Genomic DNA, 18,886 nt, shown 5'->3' with positions numbered 1-18,886 from the left:
TTTTTTTTATTGTGTGGGGGGCTTGTTTTTTTTTAAAACCCACCCCCCCCCCCCCGGGCGGCGCCCTGACCCCCCCCCCCCCCGGGGGGGCCCCCCCGCGCCCCCGCGCCCCCGCCCCCGTTCAAGCGGGCGGCGAGGACACCCCTGAGGCCACGCAGGGCACTCAGGCCACGCAGGCCCCTCAGGTCAGGAGCTTCTCCTTGGCCTTGTCGAACTCCTCCTGGGTCAGGTGACCCTTCTCCTTGAGGGAGGACAGCTTCGCGAGTTCCTCGGCCGGGCTGCTGCGGGGGCCCGCCGCCTTCTGGACGTAGTCCTGGAAGGCCTGCTCCCGCTCCTCCGCCTGCTTCATGTCCCGCTTGCTCATGCCCTTGCCGCGGACGATGAGGTAGACGAAGACGCCGATGTAGGGCAGCAGGAGCACCAGAATCAGCCAGCCGGCCTTGCCCCAGCCGTGCAGCTCGTGGTCCCTGAAGATGTCAGTGATCACCTTGAACAGCAGGAAGAACCACATGACCCACAGGAAGAGCCAGAGCATGGTCCAGAACAGGTTGAGCAGTGGATAGTCGTCCACGCGACACTCCGATCACATAAGGGACAGATCAATTCATACCGCCCGATTACGTGATCCGCACGCGGAGTAGCCGGTCCGCTCCCACCGCGGGACCATGAACCCATGGAGGAGGAGAGCCCCCTCACCGGGATCAGTCCCCCTGGCCGGATCGCCGCCCCCGGAGAGGGCATCGGCCAGGACGAGCTGGCGCTCGCCGCGCGCAACCACGGACTCCCGCTGGAGGCCCTGCGGTACGAGGTCACCCCGGCCGGCCTGCACTACGTACTCGTGCACTACGACATCCCGGACACGGGCACGGACAGCACCCCCGCTCCCACCCCCTGGCGCCTGACCCTCCACGGCCGCCTGCGAACCCCCCTGGACCTGAGCCTGGACGACCTCCGGGCCCTCCCCTCCGTCACCCACCGGGTCACCATGGAGTGCGCCGGCAACGGGCGGGCCCGACTGTCCCCGCGGCCGGTAAGCCAGCCCTGGCTGGTGGAGGCGGTCGGGACGGCCGAGTGGACCGGGGTGCCGCTGCGCGCGGTGCTCGCGGAGGCCGGGGTGACGCCGGACGCCGTGGAGGCGGTGTTCACGGGCGCCGACCACGGGGTGGAGCGGGGCGTCGAGCAGGACTACCGGCGCAGCCTGCCGCTGCCCGTCGCCGTCGGCGCGGACGTACTGCTGGCGCACACCATGAACGGCGGGCCCCTGCCGCCCCAGCACGGGCATCCGCTGCGGCTGGTCGTACCGGGCTGGTACGGCATGGCCCATGTGAAGTGGCTGCGCGACATCGAGCTCGTCGACACGGCGTTCCGCGGCTACCAGCAGGCCACGGCCTACCGCTTCAGGCAGAGCCCCGAGGAGCCCGGCGAGCCCGTCACGCGGATCGCCCCGCGCGCCCTGCTGATCCCGCCGGGATTCCCCGATTTCATGTCCCGCACCCGGGTCGTGCGTCCCGGCCCCGTACGGATCGCCGGGCGCGCCTGGTCAGGCTACGGGCCGGTCGTGCGCGTGGAGTTGAGCACCGACGGGGGTGGCGGCTGGGCCGACGCCGAGGTGCTGCCACAGGGCGGTCACCCGTACGCCTGGCAGGGCTGGCACGCCGACTGGACGGCGGTCCCGGGCAGCCACACCCTCCTGACCCGCGCCACCGACGCCTCGGGGCGCACGCAGCCGGTGCAACAGCCGTGGAACCGCGGGGGCTTCGGCAACAACCAGGTGCAGACGGTCTCCGTCGTGTGCCGCTGAGGCCTGCCCTCACCCGCCGCTGAACCCTGCCGTCCGCCAACCCCTTGCCACGGCCCTCCCCTTCCCCCGAAACTGACACATCGTCAGATCTTTGCGAGGGAACGAGGAAGGGAACCGGGAATGCAGACCATCTGGCTCGGCGGGCCCGAATGGGTCGCCGTTCTGCGGATCGGGCTCGGGCTGTGGTGGCTGGAGAGCTGGCGGCACAAGGACAAGAAGGACTGGTTCGGCGGAGGCGGCATCCGCTGGGCGGCCGGGGTGGCCGAGAAGCACCGCTGGGGCTTCGTCACGCGCGGCTTCGACGTCATCGTCAAGCCCTACCCGCGCTTCATGGCCTACCTCGTCGCCTACGCCGAACTGGCCCTGGGCCTGGGCCTCGTCGTCGGATTCCTGACCCCGATAGCCCTGCTCGCCGGGCTGCTGCTGAACCTGGTCTACCTGATCCTGATGATCCACGACTGGGGCGAGCAGGGGCAGAACCTGATGATGGCCCTGATCTCCGGCGTCGCCTTCTTCGCGATGGGCTGGCAGGTCTGGTCCCTGGACAACGCCCTCGGGCTCTTCTGACCGGGGACCGGCCCCCGGTCAGCCCCCGTAAGGCCGGTCAGCCCCGCCGGTCCAGCGGGTTCGCCGCGATGCGCTCCTTCGCGCCGCTCGCCACATAGGCCGCCGCCGCGCACTGGGGCTTGCGCGCGGCCTGGTCGCTGACCAGCGCGAAGAAGGCGTCGCCGAAACCGAGGCGCGGGTACTCCGTGAGCAGCGCGGCCGTGAAGACGGGGTCGGCGTCGAGGACGCCGACCCCGGAGACGTCGGCGGTCGTACCGATCTGGAGCAGGTGGCCCTCCACGTCCTCGGCGGCCGTGACGTCCTCGCGCATGTGCCGCACGATGATCTCCTCGGCCCGCGCCCGCCGCTCCGCGGGCCAGCCCAGCCCCGCCGTCAGCACGCGCGCGACGTGGCCGCCCGCCTCCTCGAAGGGCAGGGTGTGGCTGTCGAAGGGCGCGGTCAGCCCGAGATCGTGCACCAGCGCGCTGACGTAGAAGAGTTCGCGGTCGTACGAGAGGCCGTGCCGGTCGGCGTACTCGGCCCCGAAGGCGTACGACCGGACCGAGTGGTTCAGCAGCGCCCCGTCGGTGTATTCGGTGGCGATCCCCAGTGCCGCGCGGGCCGACGGAGTGTCAAGGGTCCATGTCACGAAGGTCATGGCAGGTCAGCGTAGGCGGGGCCGGAAGTCCACCTCCGACGGCCCCTCCTCTCCCGGCCAGGCCAGCAGCCGGGGCGGAGCCGCCGGGGTCTCGGCGAGGACGGTGCCGCGCGAGACCACGTAGCGGGGGCGGACCTGGCGGCGGACGGCCTCGGTGGGCGATTCGGCCGGCAGCAGCACGAAGGAGGCCGGGTTGCCCTGGCGGACCCCGTACTCGGAGGGCGAGAGGCCCAGGACGCGCGCCGCGCGCTCCGTCACCATCTCGAAGGCGACCGGGATCTCGTCGGCCCCCGTGAGCTGGGCGGCGTAGATCCCGACGAGGGCGGTCTGCAGCGGGTTGCCGGTGCCGAGCGCGTTCCAGGGGTCCATCACGTCGTCGTGGCCGAAGGCCACGTTGACCCCCGCCGCCAGCATCTCCTTGACCTGGGTGAGGCCGCGCCGCTTGGGGTAGGCGTCGAAACGGCCCTGGAGGTTGAGGTTGGCGAAGGGGTTCGAGACGAGGTTGATCCCGGAACGCGACAGCAGCCGCTGGAGTTTGAAGCTGTACGCGCCGCCGTAGGAGCCCATCGCCGTCGTGTGCGAGGCCGTCACGTGCCCGCGGAGCCCCGAGCGCAGGGCGTGGGCGGCCAGCACCTCCACGAAGCGGGACTGCTCGTCGTCGATCTCGTCGCAGTGCGCGTCCACCCGCAGGCCCTGCTCCTCGGCGATCCGGAAGGCGACGGCCAGCGATTCCACCCCGTCCTCCCGGGTGTCCTCGAAGTGCGGGATGGCTCCGACCACGTCCGCCCCGCGCCGGACGGCCTCGCGCAGCAGCCGTTCGCCGCCGGGGAAGGAGACGATGCCCTCCTGCGGGAAGGCGACGATCTGCAGGGTCATGACCTCCCGGACCCGGTCGCGCACCTCCAGCAGCGCGTCGAGCGCGGTCAGCTCCGGGTCGGTGACATCGCAGTGGGTGCGCACGTGCAGGACGCCCTGCGCCGCCTGCCAGCGGAGCACCTCCGTGGCCCGCGCGATCACGTCCTCGCGGGTCAGGGTCTTCTTGCGCTCGCTCCAGCAGGCGATGCCCTCCCAGAGGGTCCCGGAGACGTTGGGGCGCGGGTCTCCGGCCGTCAGGGCCGTGTCGAGATGGATGTGCGGCTCGACGAAGGGCGCGCTGAGCAGGCCGCCGTGCGCCTCGATCAGCACCCCCGTCGCCGGCGGCTCCTTCTGGTCGTCGTACGGGAGCACGCGCGCGATCCGCCCGTCCTCCGCGACCTCGACGTCGTGCAGGCCTTCGCTGTGCAGCAGCCGGGCGCCCCGGACGATCATCCGCATGGCGCCACCCTACGCACGCCCCGCCGCCCCGGCCCGGCGATCAGCCGCGCTTCGCCTGGGACTTCTGCCGCTTGCCCCGCGTCTTCTCGGAGATCGACTGCACGTCCCTGACGGCGGCCTTGGCGCGCGCCTCGGCCGCCGTGTTCTTCGCCATCACGACCTCGGAATCGTGATGCGCGTCCTGATGACCGTGCTGACTCCGGTGCGCCTTCTTCGCCATGACCGCAGCTCCTCCGCCGGGAATGCGACAGAACTTCGTACGCAGACCACCTTGCGCCCGTTCGGGCCCGTCGGCATCTCGGGCGATCGGGTTACATGGGTGCATGACTGACGCCACCGCCGACACGAACGACGCCGACACGAACGAGGCCTCCGCGGACGCCGCCGCCATGCCCGACTGGGAGAAGCGCTTCCGGGCCCCGCGCGTGGGGCTGCCCGAATGGGCCGAGGACGCGCCCGACCGCTCGCTCTTCGTCTCCAACGCCACCGGGACCTACGAGCTCTACGCCTGGGACCGTGCCACCGGCGCCCAGCGGCAGGCCACCGACCGGCCCAACGGGACCACCGACGGCACCCTGTCCCCCGACGGCGAGTGGGTCTGGTGGTTCTCCGACACCGACGGCGACGAGTTCGGCACCTGGGTCCGCCAGCCCTTCGCGGGCGGCCCCGACGAGCCGGCCACCCCCGGGCTGGAGGCCTCCTACCCCGCCGGGCTGGCCATCGGGCGGGACGGGACGGCCGTCGTGGGGCGCTCCACCGACGAGGAGGGCACCACGATCCACGTGGTCCGGCCCGACGGGTCCGAGCCGGCCGTCGTCTACCGGCACCGCGAGTCCGCCGGCGTCGGCGACCTGTCCCGCGACGGGACCCTGCTCGCCGTCGAGCACACCGAGCACGGCGACGCGATGCACTCGGCGCTGCGCGTGATCACCCTGGACGGCGCCACCGTCGCCGAGCTGGACGACTCCAAGGACGGCACCGAGGAGCTGGGCCTCATGGTGCTCGGCTTCGCGCCCGTCGCGGGAGACACCCGGCTGCTGGTCGGCCACCAGCGGCGCGGCCGGTGGGAGCCCATGGTGTGGGACGTGGCCGCGGGCACCGAGGAGGGGCTCGCCGTCGACCTGCCGGGCGACGTGGGCGCCGAGTGGTACCCCGACGGGTCCGCGCTGCTGATCGAGCACGGCTACGAGGCGCGCAGCGAGCTCTTCCGCTACGACCTGGCCGCGCGGGAACTCGTACGGCTCGACACTCCGCCGGGCACCGTGTCGGGTGCGACGGCGCGGCCCGACGGGTCCGTGGAGTACCAGTGGTCCTCCGCGGCCGAGCCCAGCGTCATCCGGTCGACCGCGGGCGGGGTCGTGCTCGACCCGCCCGGTTTCCGGCCGCCGGGCTCCGTACCGGTCGAGGACGTGTGGGTCGAGGGCCCCGGCGGGCGGATCCACGCCCTCGCCCAGCGGCCCGTCGGCCACGGCGACGGCCCCCTCCCCACCGTCTTCGAGATCCACGGCGGGCCCACCTGGCACGACAGCGACGCCTTCGCCGCGACCCCGGCGGCCTGGCTCGACCACGGTTTCGCGGTCGTCCGGGTCAACTACCGCGGTTCGACCGGCTACGGGCGCGAGTGGACCGACGCCCTCAAGCACCGGGTCGGCCTGATCGAGCTGGAGGACGTCGAAGCCGTACGGGAATGGGCGGTGGGCTCCGGCCTCGCGGACCCGGCACGCCTGGTGCTGTCCGGCGGCTCCTGGGGCGGCTACCTGACGCTCCTGGGCCTCGGCACCCGGCCGGACGACTGGGCGGTGGGCCTGGCGGCCGTACCGGTCGCCGACTACGTGACGGCGTACCACGACGAGATGGAGGCACTGAAGTCCCTGGACCGCACCCTCTTCGGCGGTACCCCGGAGGAGGTCCCGGAGCGCTTCGCGGCCTCCTCGCCGCTGACGTACGTGGACGCGGTGAAGGCGCCCGTGCACATCGCGGCGGGGCTCAACGATCCGCGCTGCCCCCTCCAGCAGATCGAGAACTACGTGGACCGGCTGGCGGCGCGCGGGGCCGAGCACGAGGTGTACCGCTACGACGCCGGGCACGGCTCGCTCGTCGTGGAGGAGCGGATCAAGCAGGTCCGCATGGAGATCGACTTCGCGCTGAAGCACCTGCCGCGGTAGTCCCCCGACCGCCCCGGCAACGGCGAACCGGTGCGCCCCCCGTACGGTGGTGGGGTGCACCGGTTTCTCCTGACCCCGCGCTGGTGGGGGATCAACGTCTTCGTCGCCCTCGGCGTTCCCTTCTGCCTGTTCATGGGGACCTGGCAGCTCGGCCGGTTCGAGGACCGCGTCGACACCCACAAGGAGGCGACCAGCGCACGCCCCGCCGAACAGGCGGCCGCGCCGCTGGAGTCGCTGCTCCCGGTGGACAAGCGGACCTCCGGACGGCTCGCCTCGGTCTCCGGGGAGTACGCCGACCAGCTCCTCGTCCCCGAGCGGCGGCTCGACGGGAAGTCCGGCTTCTACGTCCTGACCCTGCTGAAGACCGACACCGGCAAGGCCGTACCCGTGGTCCGGGGCTGGCTGCCCGGCAACGCCGACGCGGGCCGGGCCCCGGCTCCGCCGACCGGGCGGGTCGAGGTGACGGGGGCGCTCCAGGCCTCGGAGAACTCCACCAGCAAGGGCGTCTACTCCTCGGGCGGGCTGCCGGCCGGGCAGCTCGGCGTCATCGGGGCGGCCTCGCTCGTCAACATCGTGCCGTACGGCCTGTACGACGGCTGGCTCACCGTGCAGACGCCCGCCGACGGGATGACTCCGGTACCGGCGCAGGCTCCGGCCAACACCGGGCTGGACCTGAAGGCCTTCCAGAACCTCGGCTACACCGGCGAGTGGTTCGTCTTCGCCGCGTTCGTGCTCTTCATGTGGTTCCGGCTGTACCGCCGCGAGGTGGAGACCCTGCGCGACGCGGAGGCGGGCCTCCTCGCCGAGACCCCGGAGCAGGAACCCACGGAGCGGGAACCCGCGGGACAGGACCCCGCGGAGCGGGATCCGGCAGCGCCGGCCCCTGCCGGGGCCGGCTCCGCTTCGGCTACCTGAGCGGGATGACGCCCGTCCGGTAGACCGTTCCGCCGCACGCTTCCGGGATGCTCAGCTGCGTCGTCGGGCCGTCGGGACCGTCCGGATTGGGCGTGTGGGCCACCAGGGCGCCGAGCGGCGGGATCGCCGCCTGGGACTCGCCCGTGTCGGTGCCCGTCCCCGCGTCCGCGGCGCCGGAGCCCTGCTCCGGGTTGCCCCCACCGCTCGCAGCGGGGCAGCCGCCCTCCGGCGGCACCCAGGCGAATCGGACCTCGTACTGCGCGTTCGGCGGGAGCACCAGCCGCAGGGTCTCCACCGACGGGTCGGGCAGCAGCCCGGTCGCCGCATCGCCCGTGACGTGGTTGACGACCGTCACCGGTGCACCGCCCTGGAACGCCGGGCCCGCCGCCAGCGACTCGGGGCCGCGGACGGTACAGCTTCTCGACGACACGTTGGTGACCTTGAAAGCGCCGGCGACCTTGCCTCCGGTCGACGGGGCCTTGGTGCTGCCCGCCACGGAGATCTGGCTCTGGCCGCAGTTGGGCACGGCCCCGGAGGCGGGCGGGATGCCGCCGCCGACGGAGCCGGTGGTGCCGGGGATGGGCGAGGGGGCGCGGGGCGGGGTGACGTTCGGCCCGCCGATGCTCGGGAGGCCTCCGTCCGGCGGCAGCGGCGGCAGGGTGCTGGCGTCGCCGTCGTCCGTCTTGTCCTTGCCGTCCTTGTCCTTGTCCTTGTCCTTGTCCGAGGTCTTCTTCGGCTTCGGACGGGACCCGGAGCCGTTCTGGTGCAGGCCGGACCCCTTCGAGTCCCCGCCCTTCTGGCCGTGGCCCGCCATCGTGGAGCGGTCGGAGCCGCCGCCCGTCGCGGAGGTCAGGTGCAGGCCCACGGGGATCCCGCCGCCCAGCACCACGACGGCCGCCGCGGCGGCGACGAGGATCCGCCGGTTGCGGACCCGGCGCGCGGGAACCGCGTACCGCAGCCGCTCCAGCGCGTCGCCGGAGGGCTCGATCCCACCGACGACCCCGCGCAGCAGATCGCGCAGCACGTCCTCTTCGGCCAGGGGCTCGGCGGCCACGGGCTTGACGACGGCGGGCTTGACGACGCTGAGCTTGGCGACCGCGGGCTCGGCAGCGGACTCCGCCGCCTCGGGCGCATCCGCGGTGCTCGCCGTGTCCGGCTCGCTCGGCTCACTCGCCGTGCCGAACACGAGCGCCCGCAGGGCCTCGGGGCCCCCGGAGGCAGATTCGCCGGACTGGCCGGACTGGCCGGACCGGCCGGTCGGCTCCGGTTCCAGACCCTCGTTCTTCTTCCGGTCCTCACTCATGACTGCGCAGCCTCCATCGCCACCCGCAGCGCGGCAATGCCCCGCGATCCGTACGCCTTGACCGAACCGAGCGATATGCCGAGGGTCTCGGCGACCTGGGCTTCCGTCATGTCAGAGAAGTAGCGCAACGACAGCACCTCTCGCTGGCGTCGCTGGAGTCCGCGCATCGCCTTGATGAGATCGTCCCGTTCCAGCAGGTCGTACGCGCCTTCCTCGGCGCTCGCCATGTCCGGCATCGGCTTCGACAGAAGCTTCAGGCCGAGGATGCGGCGGCGCAGGGTGGAGCGCGAAAGGTTGACGACGGTCTGGCGCAGGTAGGCCAGCGTCTTGTCCCGGTCCCGGACCCGGTTGCGGGCCGAGTGGACGCGGATGAAGGCCTCCTGGACGACGTCCTCGCAGGAGGCGGTGTCGTCGAGGAGCAGTGCGGCGAGGCCCAGGAGCGAGCGGTAGTGGGCCTGGTAGGTCTCCGTGAGGTGGTCGACGGTGGTCCCCGCGATCACCTCGACGACTTCGGCGACCTCGACGGCCTCGGCCGGCATGGTCTCCGAGCTGTCGCGCGGGCCGGGTACCAGGCCTTCCAGCACCGGGGCTCCGGGCGCCGTGGCGGCGGGCGGAACGGGAACGATCACCGGGCGCCTGCCGGGCGTGCGGGACCGCAGACGCGACGGGACCTGGAGCGTCCCGGTGCGCGCCGCGATGACGGGGAGTTCGAGCAATGCTTCTGCCACGCCTGTTGGACACGCGTCCCCCCGGCAGGGTTGTACGCGCACGGCAGATTCATCGGGGGGATTCTCATCGTCTTCTTGCGTAGCCGCTCACCCGGGCGCGGGTCGTCGTACGACGACAGCCGTCGGGCCATCCACTCGATCAAGGGATTAACGATGATCCTACAAACTGAAAGAGCCAAAATCAGCCGCGATGAGCTCCGCAGTTTGTGTGGCATTGAGCGCAGCGCCCTGGCGGAGGTTGTCCGCGCAGACGAAGAACTCCAGCGACCGCGGGTCGTCGAGCGAGCGCCGCACCCGCCCCACCCAGGCCGGATCCGTTCCCGCGGCGTCCGAAGGCGTCGGGAACTCCCCCGCGGCCGGGTCGTCGACGAGGACCACCCCGGGGGCCGATTCCAGGATCTCCCGGGCGTGCACCGCCTCGACGGCGCCCTCGAACCGGGCCCGTACGGACAGTGAATGCCCGGTCAGTACGGGTACCTGTACGCAGGTCACGGACACCGGCAGCTCCGCCAGGTCCAGGATCCGGCGTACTTGCGCCCGTACGGCCAGCTCGTGCGAGGACCAGCCGTCCTCGCGGAGCTCACCGGACCACGGCACCACGTTGAGCGCGAGCGGACCCGCGAAGGGCCCGGTGTCATCGCCCACGGCCCGGCGCACGTCCCCGGGATGCTCCCCCAGGGAGCTGCCGGCGATGAGCGACAGCTGGCGGCGCAGCGCCTCCGAGCCGGCCCGGCCCGCCGCGCTCGCGGCCTGGTACGTGGAGACGGCCAGCTCGGCCAGCGCGTACTCGGCGTGCAGCGCGCCCAGCGCCGCGATCATCGCGGCGGTCACGCAGTCGGGCCCGGCGACGATCCCGCGCGGCCGGATCCGGGCCGCGTGCCCGTTCACCTCGGGCACCACCAGCGGTACCTCGGGGTCTTCGCGGAAAGCCGCGGACTGGTCCACCACGACGGCACCGCGCGCGGTGACGACGGGAGCCCACCGGGCCGAGATCTCGGCCGGGGTCAGGAAGAGCGCGATGTCGCCCGCCCCGAGGCCGTCGAAGGCGTCTTCGGTGAGGGCGAGCACCTCGGTCTCCGTACCGCGCACGGTCAGCCTGCGGCCGGCCGAGCGCGAGGAGGCGATCAGGCGTACGTCGCCCCAGACGTCCGCACGCTGGGACAGCAGCTGGAGCAGGACGGAGCCGACGGCTCCGGTCGCCCCGACCACGGCGAGTGCCGGGGCGGAGGCGGACCGGGCCGCGGACGGGATCAACGTCCCGTGCCTCCGTAGACGACGGCTTCGTCGCCGCTGTCGTTGTCGAGGCCGAAGGCCGTGTGCACGGCGCGGACGGCCTCGTTGACGTCGTCCTGGCGGGTCACGACCGAGATGCGGATCTCCGAGGTGGAGATCAGCTCGATGTTGACGCCCGCGTCGGACAGTGCCTGGAAGAACGAGGCGGTGACGCCCGGGTTGGTCTTCATGCCCGCGCCGACCAGGGAGATCTTGCCGATCTGGTCGTCGTAGCGCAGGGACTCGAAGCCGATGGTGCCCTTCGCCTTCTCCAGGGCGTCGATGGCCTTGTGGCCCTCGGCCTTGGGGAGGGTGAAGGAGATGTCCGTCAGGCCCGTGGAGGCGGCGGACACGTTCTGCACGATCATGTCGATGTTGATCTCGGCGTCCGCGATGGCGCGGAAGATGGCCGCGGCCTCACCCGGCTTGTCCGGGACGCCGACGACCGTGATCTTGGCTTCGGAGACGTCGTGAGCGACTCCGGAGATGATGGCGTGCTCCACCGGCTCGTCCCCTTGCGGATTCTCGTTGCTGACCCAGGTGCCCGGCAGTCCCGAGAAGGACGAGCGGACGTGGATCGGGATGTTGTAGCGGCGCGCGTACTCGACGCAGCGGTGCAGCAGCACCTTGGAACCGGAGGCCGCGAGCTCCAGCATGTCCTCGGAGTTGATCCATTCGATCTTCCGGGCCTTCTTCACGACGCGGGGGTCCGCGGTGAAGACGCCGTCGACATCGGTGTAGATCTCGCAGACCTCGGCGTCCAGCGCCGCGGCGAGCGCGACGGCGGTCGTGTCCGAGCCGCCCCGGCCGAGGGTGGTGATGTCCTTGCTGTCGGCCGACACACCCTGGAAGCCGGCGACGATGGCGATGTTGCCCTCGTCCAGCGCGGTGCGGATACGGCCCGGCGTGACATCGATGATGCGCGCTTTGTTGTGGACCGAGTCGGTGATGACGCCTGCCTGGCTACCGGTGAACGACTGGGCCTCGTGGCCCAGGTTTTTGATCGCCATGGCCAGCAGGGCCATGGAGATCCGCTCTCCGGCGGTCAGCAGCATGTCGAATTCGCGCCCGGCAGGCATCGGGGACACCTGCTCGGCGAGATCGATCAGCTCGTCCGTCGTGTCGCCCATCGCGGAAACCACGACGACCACTTGGTGGCCGTTCTTCTTGGCATCCACGATCCGCTTGGCAACACGCTTGATGCCTTCGGCATCGGCTACGGAGGAGCCTCCGTACTTCTGCACGACAAGGCCCACGTGCGCTCCTCGCTCAATCCGTCTCATTGCTGGTGCAGTCTAACGAGCGGCCGCGATACGACCGCCTCGTACCACATCATGAGACGAAAAGATCAGCGGACAAGTTCCCCCGCCGAGGGGATCGCGAGGGATTGTCACCGTCGGCCGAGCTGGCCGAGCTCCTCGGCCATGACCTGGCCGGCCTGCTCCGCGAGCTCGTCCTCGGCGAGGTCCTCGTCCGTGTCCAGCCCGTCCAGCGCGGCCAGCGGCTGGTCGAGGCGGACGTGCGCGATCAGCGACTGGAGGGCGCGCAGCGTGGCCGAGGCCGTGGGGCCCCAGTTGGTGAAGTACGAGAACTGCCACCACCACAGCGCCTCGGTGATCCGGCCCGCCTGGTGGTGGATGAGCCCGTGCCGCAGGTCGGCGACCATGTCGGCCAGGTCGTCGGAGATCCGGTGCGGGACCGGGGCCTTGCGCGGCTCGTAGGGGTCGAAGACCTCCGAGTAGACGTCGACCGGCTCCAGCATCACCGCGAACCGCTCGCGCAGGTCCTCCACGTCCGGCTCCGGGCCCAGGTCGGGCTCGTAGCGCTCGTCGGGCAGGACGTCCTGGTACGCGCCCAGCCGGCCGCCCGCCAGCAGCAGCTGGGACACCTCCAGGAGGAGGAAGGGCACGGCGCTGTCCGGGTCCTCGCCCTTGGCCACCTCGGTGACCGCGACGATGAAGGACTCGATCTGGTCCGCGATCGAAGCCGCGAAATCGTCCGGATCCAGTCCCAGGGCGTGCAGCGTTGCGTCAGACATCGAGAAGTCGCCTTCCTTCAAAGGCCCGCCCCAGCGTGACCTCGTCCGCGTACTCCAGATCTCCCCCGACGGGGAGCCCGCTGGCCAGGCGGGTGACCTTGAGGCCCATGGGCTTCATCATGCGGGCGAGGTAGGTGGCGGTCGCCTCGCCTTCCAGATTCGGGTCGGTCGCGATGATCAGCTCGGTGACCGAACCGTCCGCGAGCCGCGCCAGCAGCTCCCGGATGCGCAGATCGTCCGGGCCGACGCCCTCGATCGGGCTGATCGCGCCGCCGAGGACGTGGTACCGGCCCCGGAACTCGCGGGTCCGCTCGATCGCGACGACGTCCTTCGACTCCTCGACCACACAGATGACCGTGAGATCGCGGCGCGGATCGCGGCAGATGTTGCACCGCTCCTCCTGCGCCACGTTCCCGCACACCGCACAGAACCGGACCTTGTCCTTGACCTCCAGCAGCGTGTGCGCGAGGCGGCGGACGTCGGTGGGCTCGGCCTGCAGGATGTGGAAGGCGATCCGCTGCGCGCTCTTGGGCCCGACGCCGGGCAGCCTGCCCAGTTCGTCGATCAGGTCCTGGACCACGCCTTCGTACAACGGACTGCCTTCTTTCGGTTCTGGTGCTGAGGAGTGCGGGTGGGGAAACGGGGTCTGGAGGTCTAGGGGTCTAGAACGGAAGGCCGGGGATGCCGCTGCCGCCGCCCAGGCCCTGCGCCAGCGGGCCCAGCTTCTGCTGCTGGAGCGCCTGCGCATTCTCGTTGGCCGCCTGGACCGCCGCGACCACCAGGTCCGCGAGCGTCTCCGTGTCCTCGGGGTCCACGGCCTTCGGGTCGATCACCAGCGCGCGCAGTTCACCGGAACCGGTGACGGTCGCCTTCACCAGGCCGCCGCCGGCCTGGCCCTCGACCTCGGCCTGCGCCAGCTCCTCCTGCGCCACGGCAAGGTCCTGCTGCATCTTCTGGGCCTGCTGGAGCAGCTGCTGCATGTTGGGCTGACCACCACCGGGAATCACAGGTCACTCACTCCGTAGCGTCGGGCCAAGCGCCGGCGGCTTGGTCAATCCGAGCCTACGTGCTCCCCGGGCGCCGCGCCCTACGCCGTGAGGACCAACTCTTTCGAGTGAGAGACGTGGCGTGCGCGTACCTGATGACGCCCCTCTTGCGGGCGGAAATCCCGGGAATCGTTGCCCACCGCGTCTCATTCGAAGGTAGGAAGAGCATGCGCACCATTGCGCACACGCGCACCACCACACGTTCAGCGCAGGCAGAGGGAGTGCCCGGGTGAGTCAGCCGGAGATGCAGCCCGAGGGGCCACCCCGGGATCCCGCAGAGGACGGCGACCTTACCGGCCGGCCGTTCCCTCTCGGGGACTGGGGCGAGCCCGCCGAGCGGCTCGACGAGCTCTACCGACGGGTCGAAGCCGATGCGCTGCGCACCGCCGAGTGGTACCTGTCGGACCGGGCGTGGAAGCGCCGGGGGGCCCGGGTCCTGCGGATCGCGGCCGCCGCCGGCGCGGTCACCGGCGCCGCGATGCCGCTGCTGGAACTGACCGGCTCGGTGCCCGGAGCGGCCTCGTACGGCTATCTGGCGCTGCTGCTGGGCGCGGCCGCCCTGGCCTGCGACCGGTTCTTCGGCCTGACCTCGGGCTGGATGCGGGACGTGGCGACGGCGCAGGCCGTGCAGCGACGGCTGCAAACCCTGCAGTTCGACTGGGCCACGGAGAACGTGCGGGAGATCCTGGGCCCGACCGAGGGCACCGCCAGCGAGGCCGCGGAGCGATGTCTGACCGTGCTGCGCCGCTTCTCGGAGGACGTGACCGAGCTCGTGCGGTCCGAGACCGCGGAGTGGATGGTGGAGTTCAGCTCCGGCCCCGCCCCGCTGGTCATGCAGTCGCTGGGCGCGGGCGGATCCCGCTCGGAGGCCCACGTGCCGCCGGCCCGCTTCCCGCTCCCCCCTGGCACCCGCCCGAACATGCCCCGCCAGAGACCGCCGGAGCAGCCCCGCTGAACAGGACGGGGCCGGCTCCGCCGTGCGGAGCCGGCCCCGTCCCGTACCGGCCGTGTCAGCTGAAGATGATCATCGAGCCCTGGCCGAGGCTCCGGGTCGCCGCCGCGTGCAGGCCCAGCCACACGTGCCGCTCCCGCGCGAAGGGGCTGTCGTCGTACGGGATCGGCCCGGCCGGCTCCTCCAGCGACGTCGGCCGCCCCGGGGGCGCCGGGGCCAGCGGCGGGTTCCGGGGGTCTATCCCGATCGCGGGAGCCACCAGCGCCAGCTCGCGCAGCAGGCCCTGCGCGGACCCCAGCGGCCCGCCCCCGGCCAGCAGCTCCTCGTTGGCCAGCGGGTAAGCGAAGTCCACGGGGACGTAGGCCCCCGCGTGGTCGTAGTGCCACACCAGGTGCGACTGCTGGGCCGTCGGCTCGAACATCTCCAGCAGTTGCTCGTAGTCCCCGCCCAGCTCGTCCACCGGAGTCACCGGCAGCCCGCAGATCTGGAGCAGGTACGCCCGCCGCAGGAAGTGCAGGGCGTCGTAGTCGAAACCGGCCACCGGGGCGACGTCCCCGGACAGCCCCGGCATGTACGCGAACACCGGCACGGACGGCAGTCCGGCCTCGCCCAGCGCCTTGTCGTACGAGGCGATCTCTTCCGCGAAGGGATTGTCGGGGCTGTGGCACAGCACGTCGACAAGGGGGACCAGCCACAGGTCACAGGCCACTCGGCCTCCGATCAGTCGTTGTCGCCGATCGGGCCAGCGTAGTGCGCCGGACACGCTCAGCGAAGGGGTGAGCAGAACCGAAGGTGCGCAGGACACCCCCTAAGGCTCCCCCGGGCCCACCCTCCAGACCCATACGTCGCGCACCTGCTCCGGTTCCCGGCCCAGCAGGCCGGTGAGCAGGTCCCGCAGCTCGGTGTCCCGGTCCTGGAAGGGCAGGACGACCGCGCCGGCCTTCCAGTACTCCAGGTCCTGGCGGGCCTGGAGCCGCCAGCCGGCGTCGGCCTCGGGCGGCTGCGCGCCGTAGCGGACGTCGCGCAGGAGGTTCGAGAGGTGCCGCGGGGTGGCCCCGTAGATGCCGATCCGGTCGGGGCCCCACGGGCCGTTGAAGTAGCCGCCGGCCAGCCGGAAGCCGAAGTCCGCCTTCACCTGCCAGTGCAGTGCGTCCGCCTGGCCCGGGTCCGGCAGCGGTACCGGAACGAGTGCCTCCCCGTCCTTGACGTAGCCCTTCCAGTCCCCGGAGCTGATGAAGGCGGGCACCGGCGCGCGGTCCCGTACGGTCAGCGGCAGCGGCAGCACCGGGATCAGCGCGGCCGCCGCCCCCAGGAGGCCCAGCGTGCGCAGCTCGCGCGTGCGCAGCCGCAGGATCCGGTCGAGCGCGAGGGCGAGCAGGATGCCCAGGACGGGGGCGCACACCATCGCCACGCGCCCCTCGATCACCGACTCGAACAGCGGCAGCTTGATCATCAGGCGCCAGGGTCCCGGCAGCACGATCTCCGTGCGGGGCACGGGCACCCACGGCCCGAGGGACAGCAGCAGCGCGACGAAGGCGGTGAGCGCGAGGGCCCGTACGGGCTTGCTCCGCCACAGCCACACGCACACGGCTACCCCGAAGGCGAGCAGGGGCCAGCCGTAGAAGGCGTTCTGCTCGGTGGTGTTCAGGGAGAGCTTGCCGGCCGTCTCGGGGTCGCCGAAGAGGGAGCGGGAGGCGTACTCGATCAGGGCGCGCGGGCTGTTCCCGGCGTTGTCCCCGTGCAGGACCGAGTGGTAGCTCTGCGGTCCGGAGAACTGCCAGTACAGCGGAACGATCACCAGCGGCAGGCACACGGCGAGCGCGACGGCCAGCCCGGAGCCCAGCGGCCGCGCGGCCGCGAGGGCGCGGCGGCGATCGACCACGAGGTAGGCCAGGCAGAACACCAGCATCCCGAGCGCGGCGATGAGCAGCGGCTCCTCGCCGATGAAGATCTGGTACGTCGCGAAGAGCCCGAGCAGCACTCCGTCGCGGGTCACGTTCCTGCCTTCGCACAGGCGCAGGGCCCGGTCGATGATCAGCGGGATCATGAAGAGGACAACGAAGTTCGGATGGCCGTTGGCGTGCGAGACCATCGGCGGCGCGAAGGCGGCCAGCGCCCCGCCCGCGGCGGCCGCCCAGCGGCTGCGCACGAACCGGCGGCGGATCAGCCAGTACCAGGTCCAGGCACTGGCGGCCATGCCGAGCGTGAGGACCAGCGCGAAGGTGACGGTCTCCCCGAAGAGCAGCGTGACGGGGATCAGCGGGACGTTCAGGCCGAGCATCGTGGCGTTGGCCATCAGGTTCACGCCGTCGGGCATGCCCTGGGAGAAGGTGAAGAGCGGGTTGCGGAGGTGGGTGATGTTGTCGGTGGTGACGCCGACGAACCACTCCCACTGGTTCTGGTCCTGGAGCGCGTCCGCGAGGTAGGCGCCGTCGAGGTCCCTCCACAGGCCCTGAAAGACGTAGAAGGAGAGCGCCAGGAAGGCGAGGGCCACGGCGAGGCCGCCCGCGTTGAGGCGGAACAGCTCGCCGAGGGCCCGACGCCGGTCGGGACGCGGGGCCCCGGCCGGGGCGTGCGGGGTCCGGCCGGGGGCCGCCGGGAGCTCGACCTCCGCCACGTACCAGCCCTGGCGGCGGATCCAGCGCAGGACCTCGGCGTCGACGGCCGGTCCGTCGAGGGTGGAGGCGCCGAAGGCGGCGCGGGCGCGGTCGCCGTCGAAGAGGGCGAAGGCACAGGTGTCGGCGCGGAATCCCGGTATGCCGGGGATGCCGAGGGTGCGGACGAGACGGTTCCGGGAACGGCCTAGGACCACGGCGGGGGCTGCGTCGTCCTCGCCTTGGGCCAGGCTTTCTTCGAGGCGGGCCAGCTCGCCGAGCGGGGTGCTGAGGGCGGCGTCCGTGAGCAGCACCCGGTCGCCCGCGGAGGCGAGCACTCCGGCGCGGAGGGCTGCGCCCTTGCCGGTGGTGGGGTGCTCGTCGTCGCCGAGGTGGATCAGGCGGATCCGGGCGTCGTCGGTGACGGCGTCATCGGTGACGGCGTCACCGGTGACCGGGTCGTCGGTGACCGCGTCGTCGGTGACCGCGTCCGTGACCAGGATGAGTTCCCAGGCGCCGGGATCCGTGCCGCACTGGGCGTCGAGCTGGTCGCGCAGGGCGGTGAGGGCCGGCTCCGGGACGCGCCCGGGGATGACGACCGACAGTCCGACGGCTCCGAGCCAGCGCGCACCTGCCCGGGCCGGGGTCTGGGCCGGGGCGTGGGCCGGGGTCTCGCGGTCGGCGCCCACGGCGCTCTCCCCGCTCACGCGCCGACCGCCTTGAGGCCGTCGGCCCAGTCGAGACCGTGCTGGTTGTACGCGTGCACGAGGCGGCGCACCTCCTCGGCGTCCGCGCGGGTCACCGCGTCCATCAGTTCGTTGTGGCCGGCCCACAGGTCGGAGCGCAGGTCCGGCTCCGCCTTCAGGTAGGGCACGGAGAACACCCAGCACTGCACCCGGATCCGGTGCAGGAACTCGGAGATGTAGATGTTGCCGACCAGCCCGCTCAGCTCCCTCCAGAAGCGCAGGTCGTAGCCGATCAGCACGTCGAGCGAGCCGTTCAGCGCCGCTCGCCGCGCCTCTTCCGCCCGGCGGCGCACCGAGACCAGCCGTTCCCCGGTGCCGGGGGCGGTGCCGCGTTCCACGAGCCTGCGGAAGATGCCTTCCACGATCAACGTACGAGCCTCGATCATGCCCCGGAAATCGTCCACGGTGAAGACTCGGACGCGGAAGCCGCGGTGCTGGACGGAGTCGAGGAGGCCCTGCGCGGAGAGGTCGACGAGGGCCTCGCGGACGGGGGTCGCGGAGACCTCGTACTGCTCGGCGATCTGTTTGACGGTGAATTCGCTCCCGGCCGCCAAGCGCCCCGCGAGCACCTCGTCACGCAGCGCGTCCGCGATCTGCTGGCGAAGTGTGTTGCGGGTGACAGCGCCGCTGCCTGGCATAGGGGTCCGTCTCCATCTGTGGGCTTCGGACACCTTAGGCCAGGCGACACGGCCGAAACCGATCGGTTTGTGGCCGCTATCTGGATTTAGTGCCCGTTATCCGGACGGATCAGGGCTGGTTTCTTGATCGTTCCGCTCCCGCGCGGAACCCGTTCGGGGTGCCCGCGCAG

Annotated in this window: 19 protein-coding genes; 5 read left to right on the top strand and 14 right to left on the bottom strand. The window is 71.8% G+C overall.

Annotated features, from left to right (window positions below):
* Positions 1–181: 181 nt before the first annotated feature.
* A complete protein-coding gene (locus ACFWNV_RS15910; RefSeq protein ID WP_383946454.1) occupies positions 182–571 on the bottom strand; it encodes an SHOCT domain-containing protein in 390 nt (129 codons plus the stop codon).
* A gap of 102 nt (positions 572–673) precedes the next feature.
* Here ACFWNV_RS15910 and ACFWNV_RS15905 point away from each other — a divergent pair, with 102 nt between their 5' ends.
* Positions 674–1,801 (top strand): sulfite oxidase, encoded by a 1,128-nt coding sequence (locus ACFWNV_RS15905; RefSeq protein WP_383946452.1) that lies wholly within the window; start codon positions 674–676, stop codon positions 1,799–1,801.
* 120 nt (positions 1,802–1,921) lie between these two features.
* A complete protein-coding gene (locus ACFWNV_RS15900) occupies positions 1,922–2,368 on the top strand; it encodes a DoxX family protein (protein ID WP_383946449.1) in 447 nt (148 codons plus the stop codon).
* A 37-nt stretch (positions 2,369–2,405) separates the two neighbouring features.
* On the opposite strand, the gene ACFWNV_RS15895 is transcribed toward ACFWNV_RS15900, so the two are convergent.
* From ACFWNV_RS15895 to ACFWNV_RS15885, 3 genes are read right to left on the bottom strand one after another with little or no spacing between them, the layout of a single operon-like run.
* Positions 2,406–3,005 carry an HD domain-containing protein gene (locus ACFWNV_RS15895; RefSeq protein WP_383946446.1) on the bottom strand — a complete coding sequence of 200 codons (600 nt, stop codon included), beginning with the start codon at positions 3,003–3,005 and terminating at the stop codon, positions 2,406–2,408.
* Between the two features lie 6 nt (positions 3,006–3,011).
* Complete coding sequence (gene codA / locus ACFWNV_RS15890; RefSeq protein WP_383946443.1) at positions 3,012–4,319, bottom strand: cytosine deaminase; 1,308 nt, start codon at positions 4,317–4,319, stop codon at positions 3,012–3,014.
* A 40-nt stretch (positions 4,320–4,359) separates the two neighbouring features.
* Positions 4,360–4,539 carry a hypothetical protein gene (locus ACFWNV_RS15885; protein WP_383946440.1) on the bottom strand — a complete coding sequence of 60 codons (180 nt, stop codon included), beginning with the start codon at positions 4,537–4,539 and terminating at the stop codon, positions 4,360–4,362.
* A 169-nt stretch (positions 4,540–4,708) separates the two neighbouring features.
* Here ACFWNV_RS15885 and ACFWNV_RS15880 point away from each other — a divergent pair, with 169 nt between their 5' ends.
* Both ACFWNV_RS15880 and ACFWNV_RS15875 read left to right on the top strand, forming a co-directional pair.
* Complete coding sequence (locus ACFWNV_RS15880; protein ID WP_383946457.1) at positions 4,709–6,484, top strand: prolyl oligopeptidase family serine peptidase; 1,776 nt, start codon at positions 4,709–4,711, stop codon at positions 6,482–6,484.
* A gap of 54 nt (positions 6,485–6,538) precedes the next feature.
* The gene (locus ACFWNV_RS15875; protein WP_383946438.1) at positions 6,539–7,399 is read left to right on the top strand and encodes an SURF1 family protein; all 861 of its coding nucleotides are present in this window, start codon (positions 6,539–6,541) and stop codon (positions 7,397–7,399) included.
* Here the strand turns inward: ACFWNV_RS15875 and ACFWNV_RS15870 are convergent.
* The 7 genes from ACFWNV_RS15870 to ACFWNV_RS15840 all read right to left on the bottom strand — a co-directional run bounded on the left by ACFWNV_RS15870 (position 7,392) and on the right by ACFWNV_RS15840 (position 13,747).
* Positions 7,392–8,702 (bottom strand): hypothetical protein, encoded by a 1,311-nt coding sequence (locus ACFWNV_RS15870; protein ID WP_383946435.1) that lies wholly within the window; start codon positions 8,700–8,702, stop codon positions 7,392–7,394. The two genes, ACFWNV_RS15875 and ACFWNV_RS15870, sit on opposite strands and share 8 nt — an antisense overlap.
* Positions 8,699–9,430, bottom strand: coding sequence for a SigE family RNA polymerase sigma factor (locus ACFWNV_RS15865; RefSeq protein WP_383946433.1), 732 nt, complete (start codon positions 9,428–9,430; stop codon positions 8,699–8,701). Before ACFWNV_RS15865 ends, ACFWNV_RS15870 begins: the two co-directional genes overlap by 4 nt.
* Before the next feature lie 159 nt (positions 9,431–9,589).
* Positions 9,590–10,684 carry an aspartate-semialdehyde dehydrogenase gene (locus ACFWNV_RS15860; RefSeq protein ID WP_383946430.1) on the bottom strand — a complete coding sequence of 365 codons (1,095 nt, stop codon included), beginning with the start codon at positions 10,682–10,684 and terminating at the stop codon, positions 9,590–9,592.
* Positions 10,681–11,958 (bottom strand): aspartate kinase, encoded by a 1,278-nt coding sequence (locus ACFWNV_RS15855; RefSeq protein WP_383946427.1) that lies wholly within the window; start codon positions 11,956–11,958, stop codon positions 10,681–10,683. Before ACFWNV_RS15855 ends, ACFWNV_RS15860 begins: the two co-directional genes overlap by 4 nt.
* Positions 11,959–12,092: 134 nt before the next feature.
* On the bottom strand, positions 12,093–12,740 hold the full coding sequence (locus ACFWNV_RS15850; RefSeq protein ID WP_383946424.1) for a DUF5063 domain-containing protein: 648 nt from the start codon (positions 12,738–12,740) through the stop codon (positions 12,093–12,095).
* Positions 12,733–13,332, bottom strand: coding sequence for a recombination mediator RecR (recR, locus tag ACFWNV_RS15845; RefSeq protein WP_383946421.1), 600 nt, complete (start codon positions 13,330–13,332; stop codon positions 12,733–12,735). The genes ACFWNV_RS15850 and recR overlap by 8 nt, the downstream gene beginning before the upstream one ends.
* A 70-nt stretch (positions 13,333–13,402) precedes the next feature.
* Entirely contained in the window at positions 13,403–13,747 is a 345-nt protein-coding gene (locus ACFWNV_RS15840; protein WP_112450812.1) for a YbaB/EbfC family nucleoid-associated protein, read from the bottom strand.
* 268 nt (positions 13,748–14,015) lie between these two features.
* On the opposite strand from ACFWNV_RS15840, the gene ACFWNV_RS15835 reads away from it, so the two are divergent.
* A complete protein-coding gene (locus ACFWNV_RS15835) occupies positions 14,016–14,741 on the top strand; it encodes an SLATT domain-containing protein (RefSeq protein WP_383946417.1) in 726 nt (241 codons plus the stop codon).
* A gap of 55 nt (positions 14,742–14,796) precedes the next feature.
* Here the strand turns inward: ACFWNV_RS15835 and ACFWNV_RS15830 are convergent, their stop codons facing one another.
* The 3 genes from ACFWNV_RS15830 to ACFWNV_RS15820 all read right to left on the bottom strand — a co-directional run bounded on the left by ACFWNV_RS15830 (position 14,797) and on the right by ACFWNV_RS15820 (position 18,716).
* Positions 14,797–15,447, bottom strand: coding sequence for a hypothetical protein (locus ACFWNV_RS15830; protein ID WP_250744899.1), 651 nt, complete (start codon positions 15,445–15,447; stop codon positions 14,797–14,799).
* A gap of 99 nt (positions 15,448–15,546) precedes the next feature.
* Positions 15,547–18,039, bottom strand: coding sequence for a glycosyltransferase 87 family protein (locus ACFWNV_RS15825; protein WP_383946414.1), 2,493 nt, complete (start codon positions 18,037–18,039; stop codon positions 15,547–15,549).
* Positions 18,036–18,716 carry a GntR family transcriptional regulator gene (locus tag ACFWNV_RS15820; RefSeq protein ID WP_383946411.1) on the bottom strand — a complete coding sequence of 227 codons (681 nt, stop codon included), beginning with the start codon at positions 18,714–18,716 and terminating at the stop codon, positions 18,036–18,038. Before ACFWNV_RS15820 ends, ACFWNV_RS15825 begins: the two co-directional genes overlap by 4 nt.
* Positions 18,717–18,886 lie beyond the last annotated feature (170 nt).

This window comes from Streptomyces sp. NPDC058401, assembly GCF_042722885.1.
GTDB lineage: Bacteria > Actinomycetota > Actinomycetes > Streptomycetales > Streptomycetaceae > Streptomyces.
The sequence above is the reverse complement of the archived record's forward strand: the minus strand, read 5'-3'. Positions and strand labels throughout refer to the sequence as shown.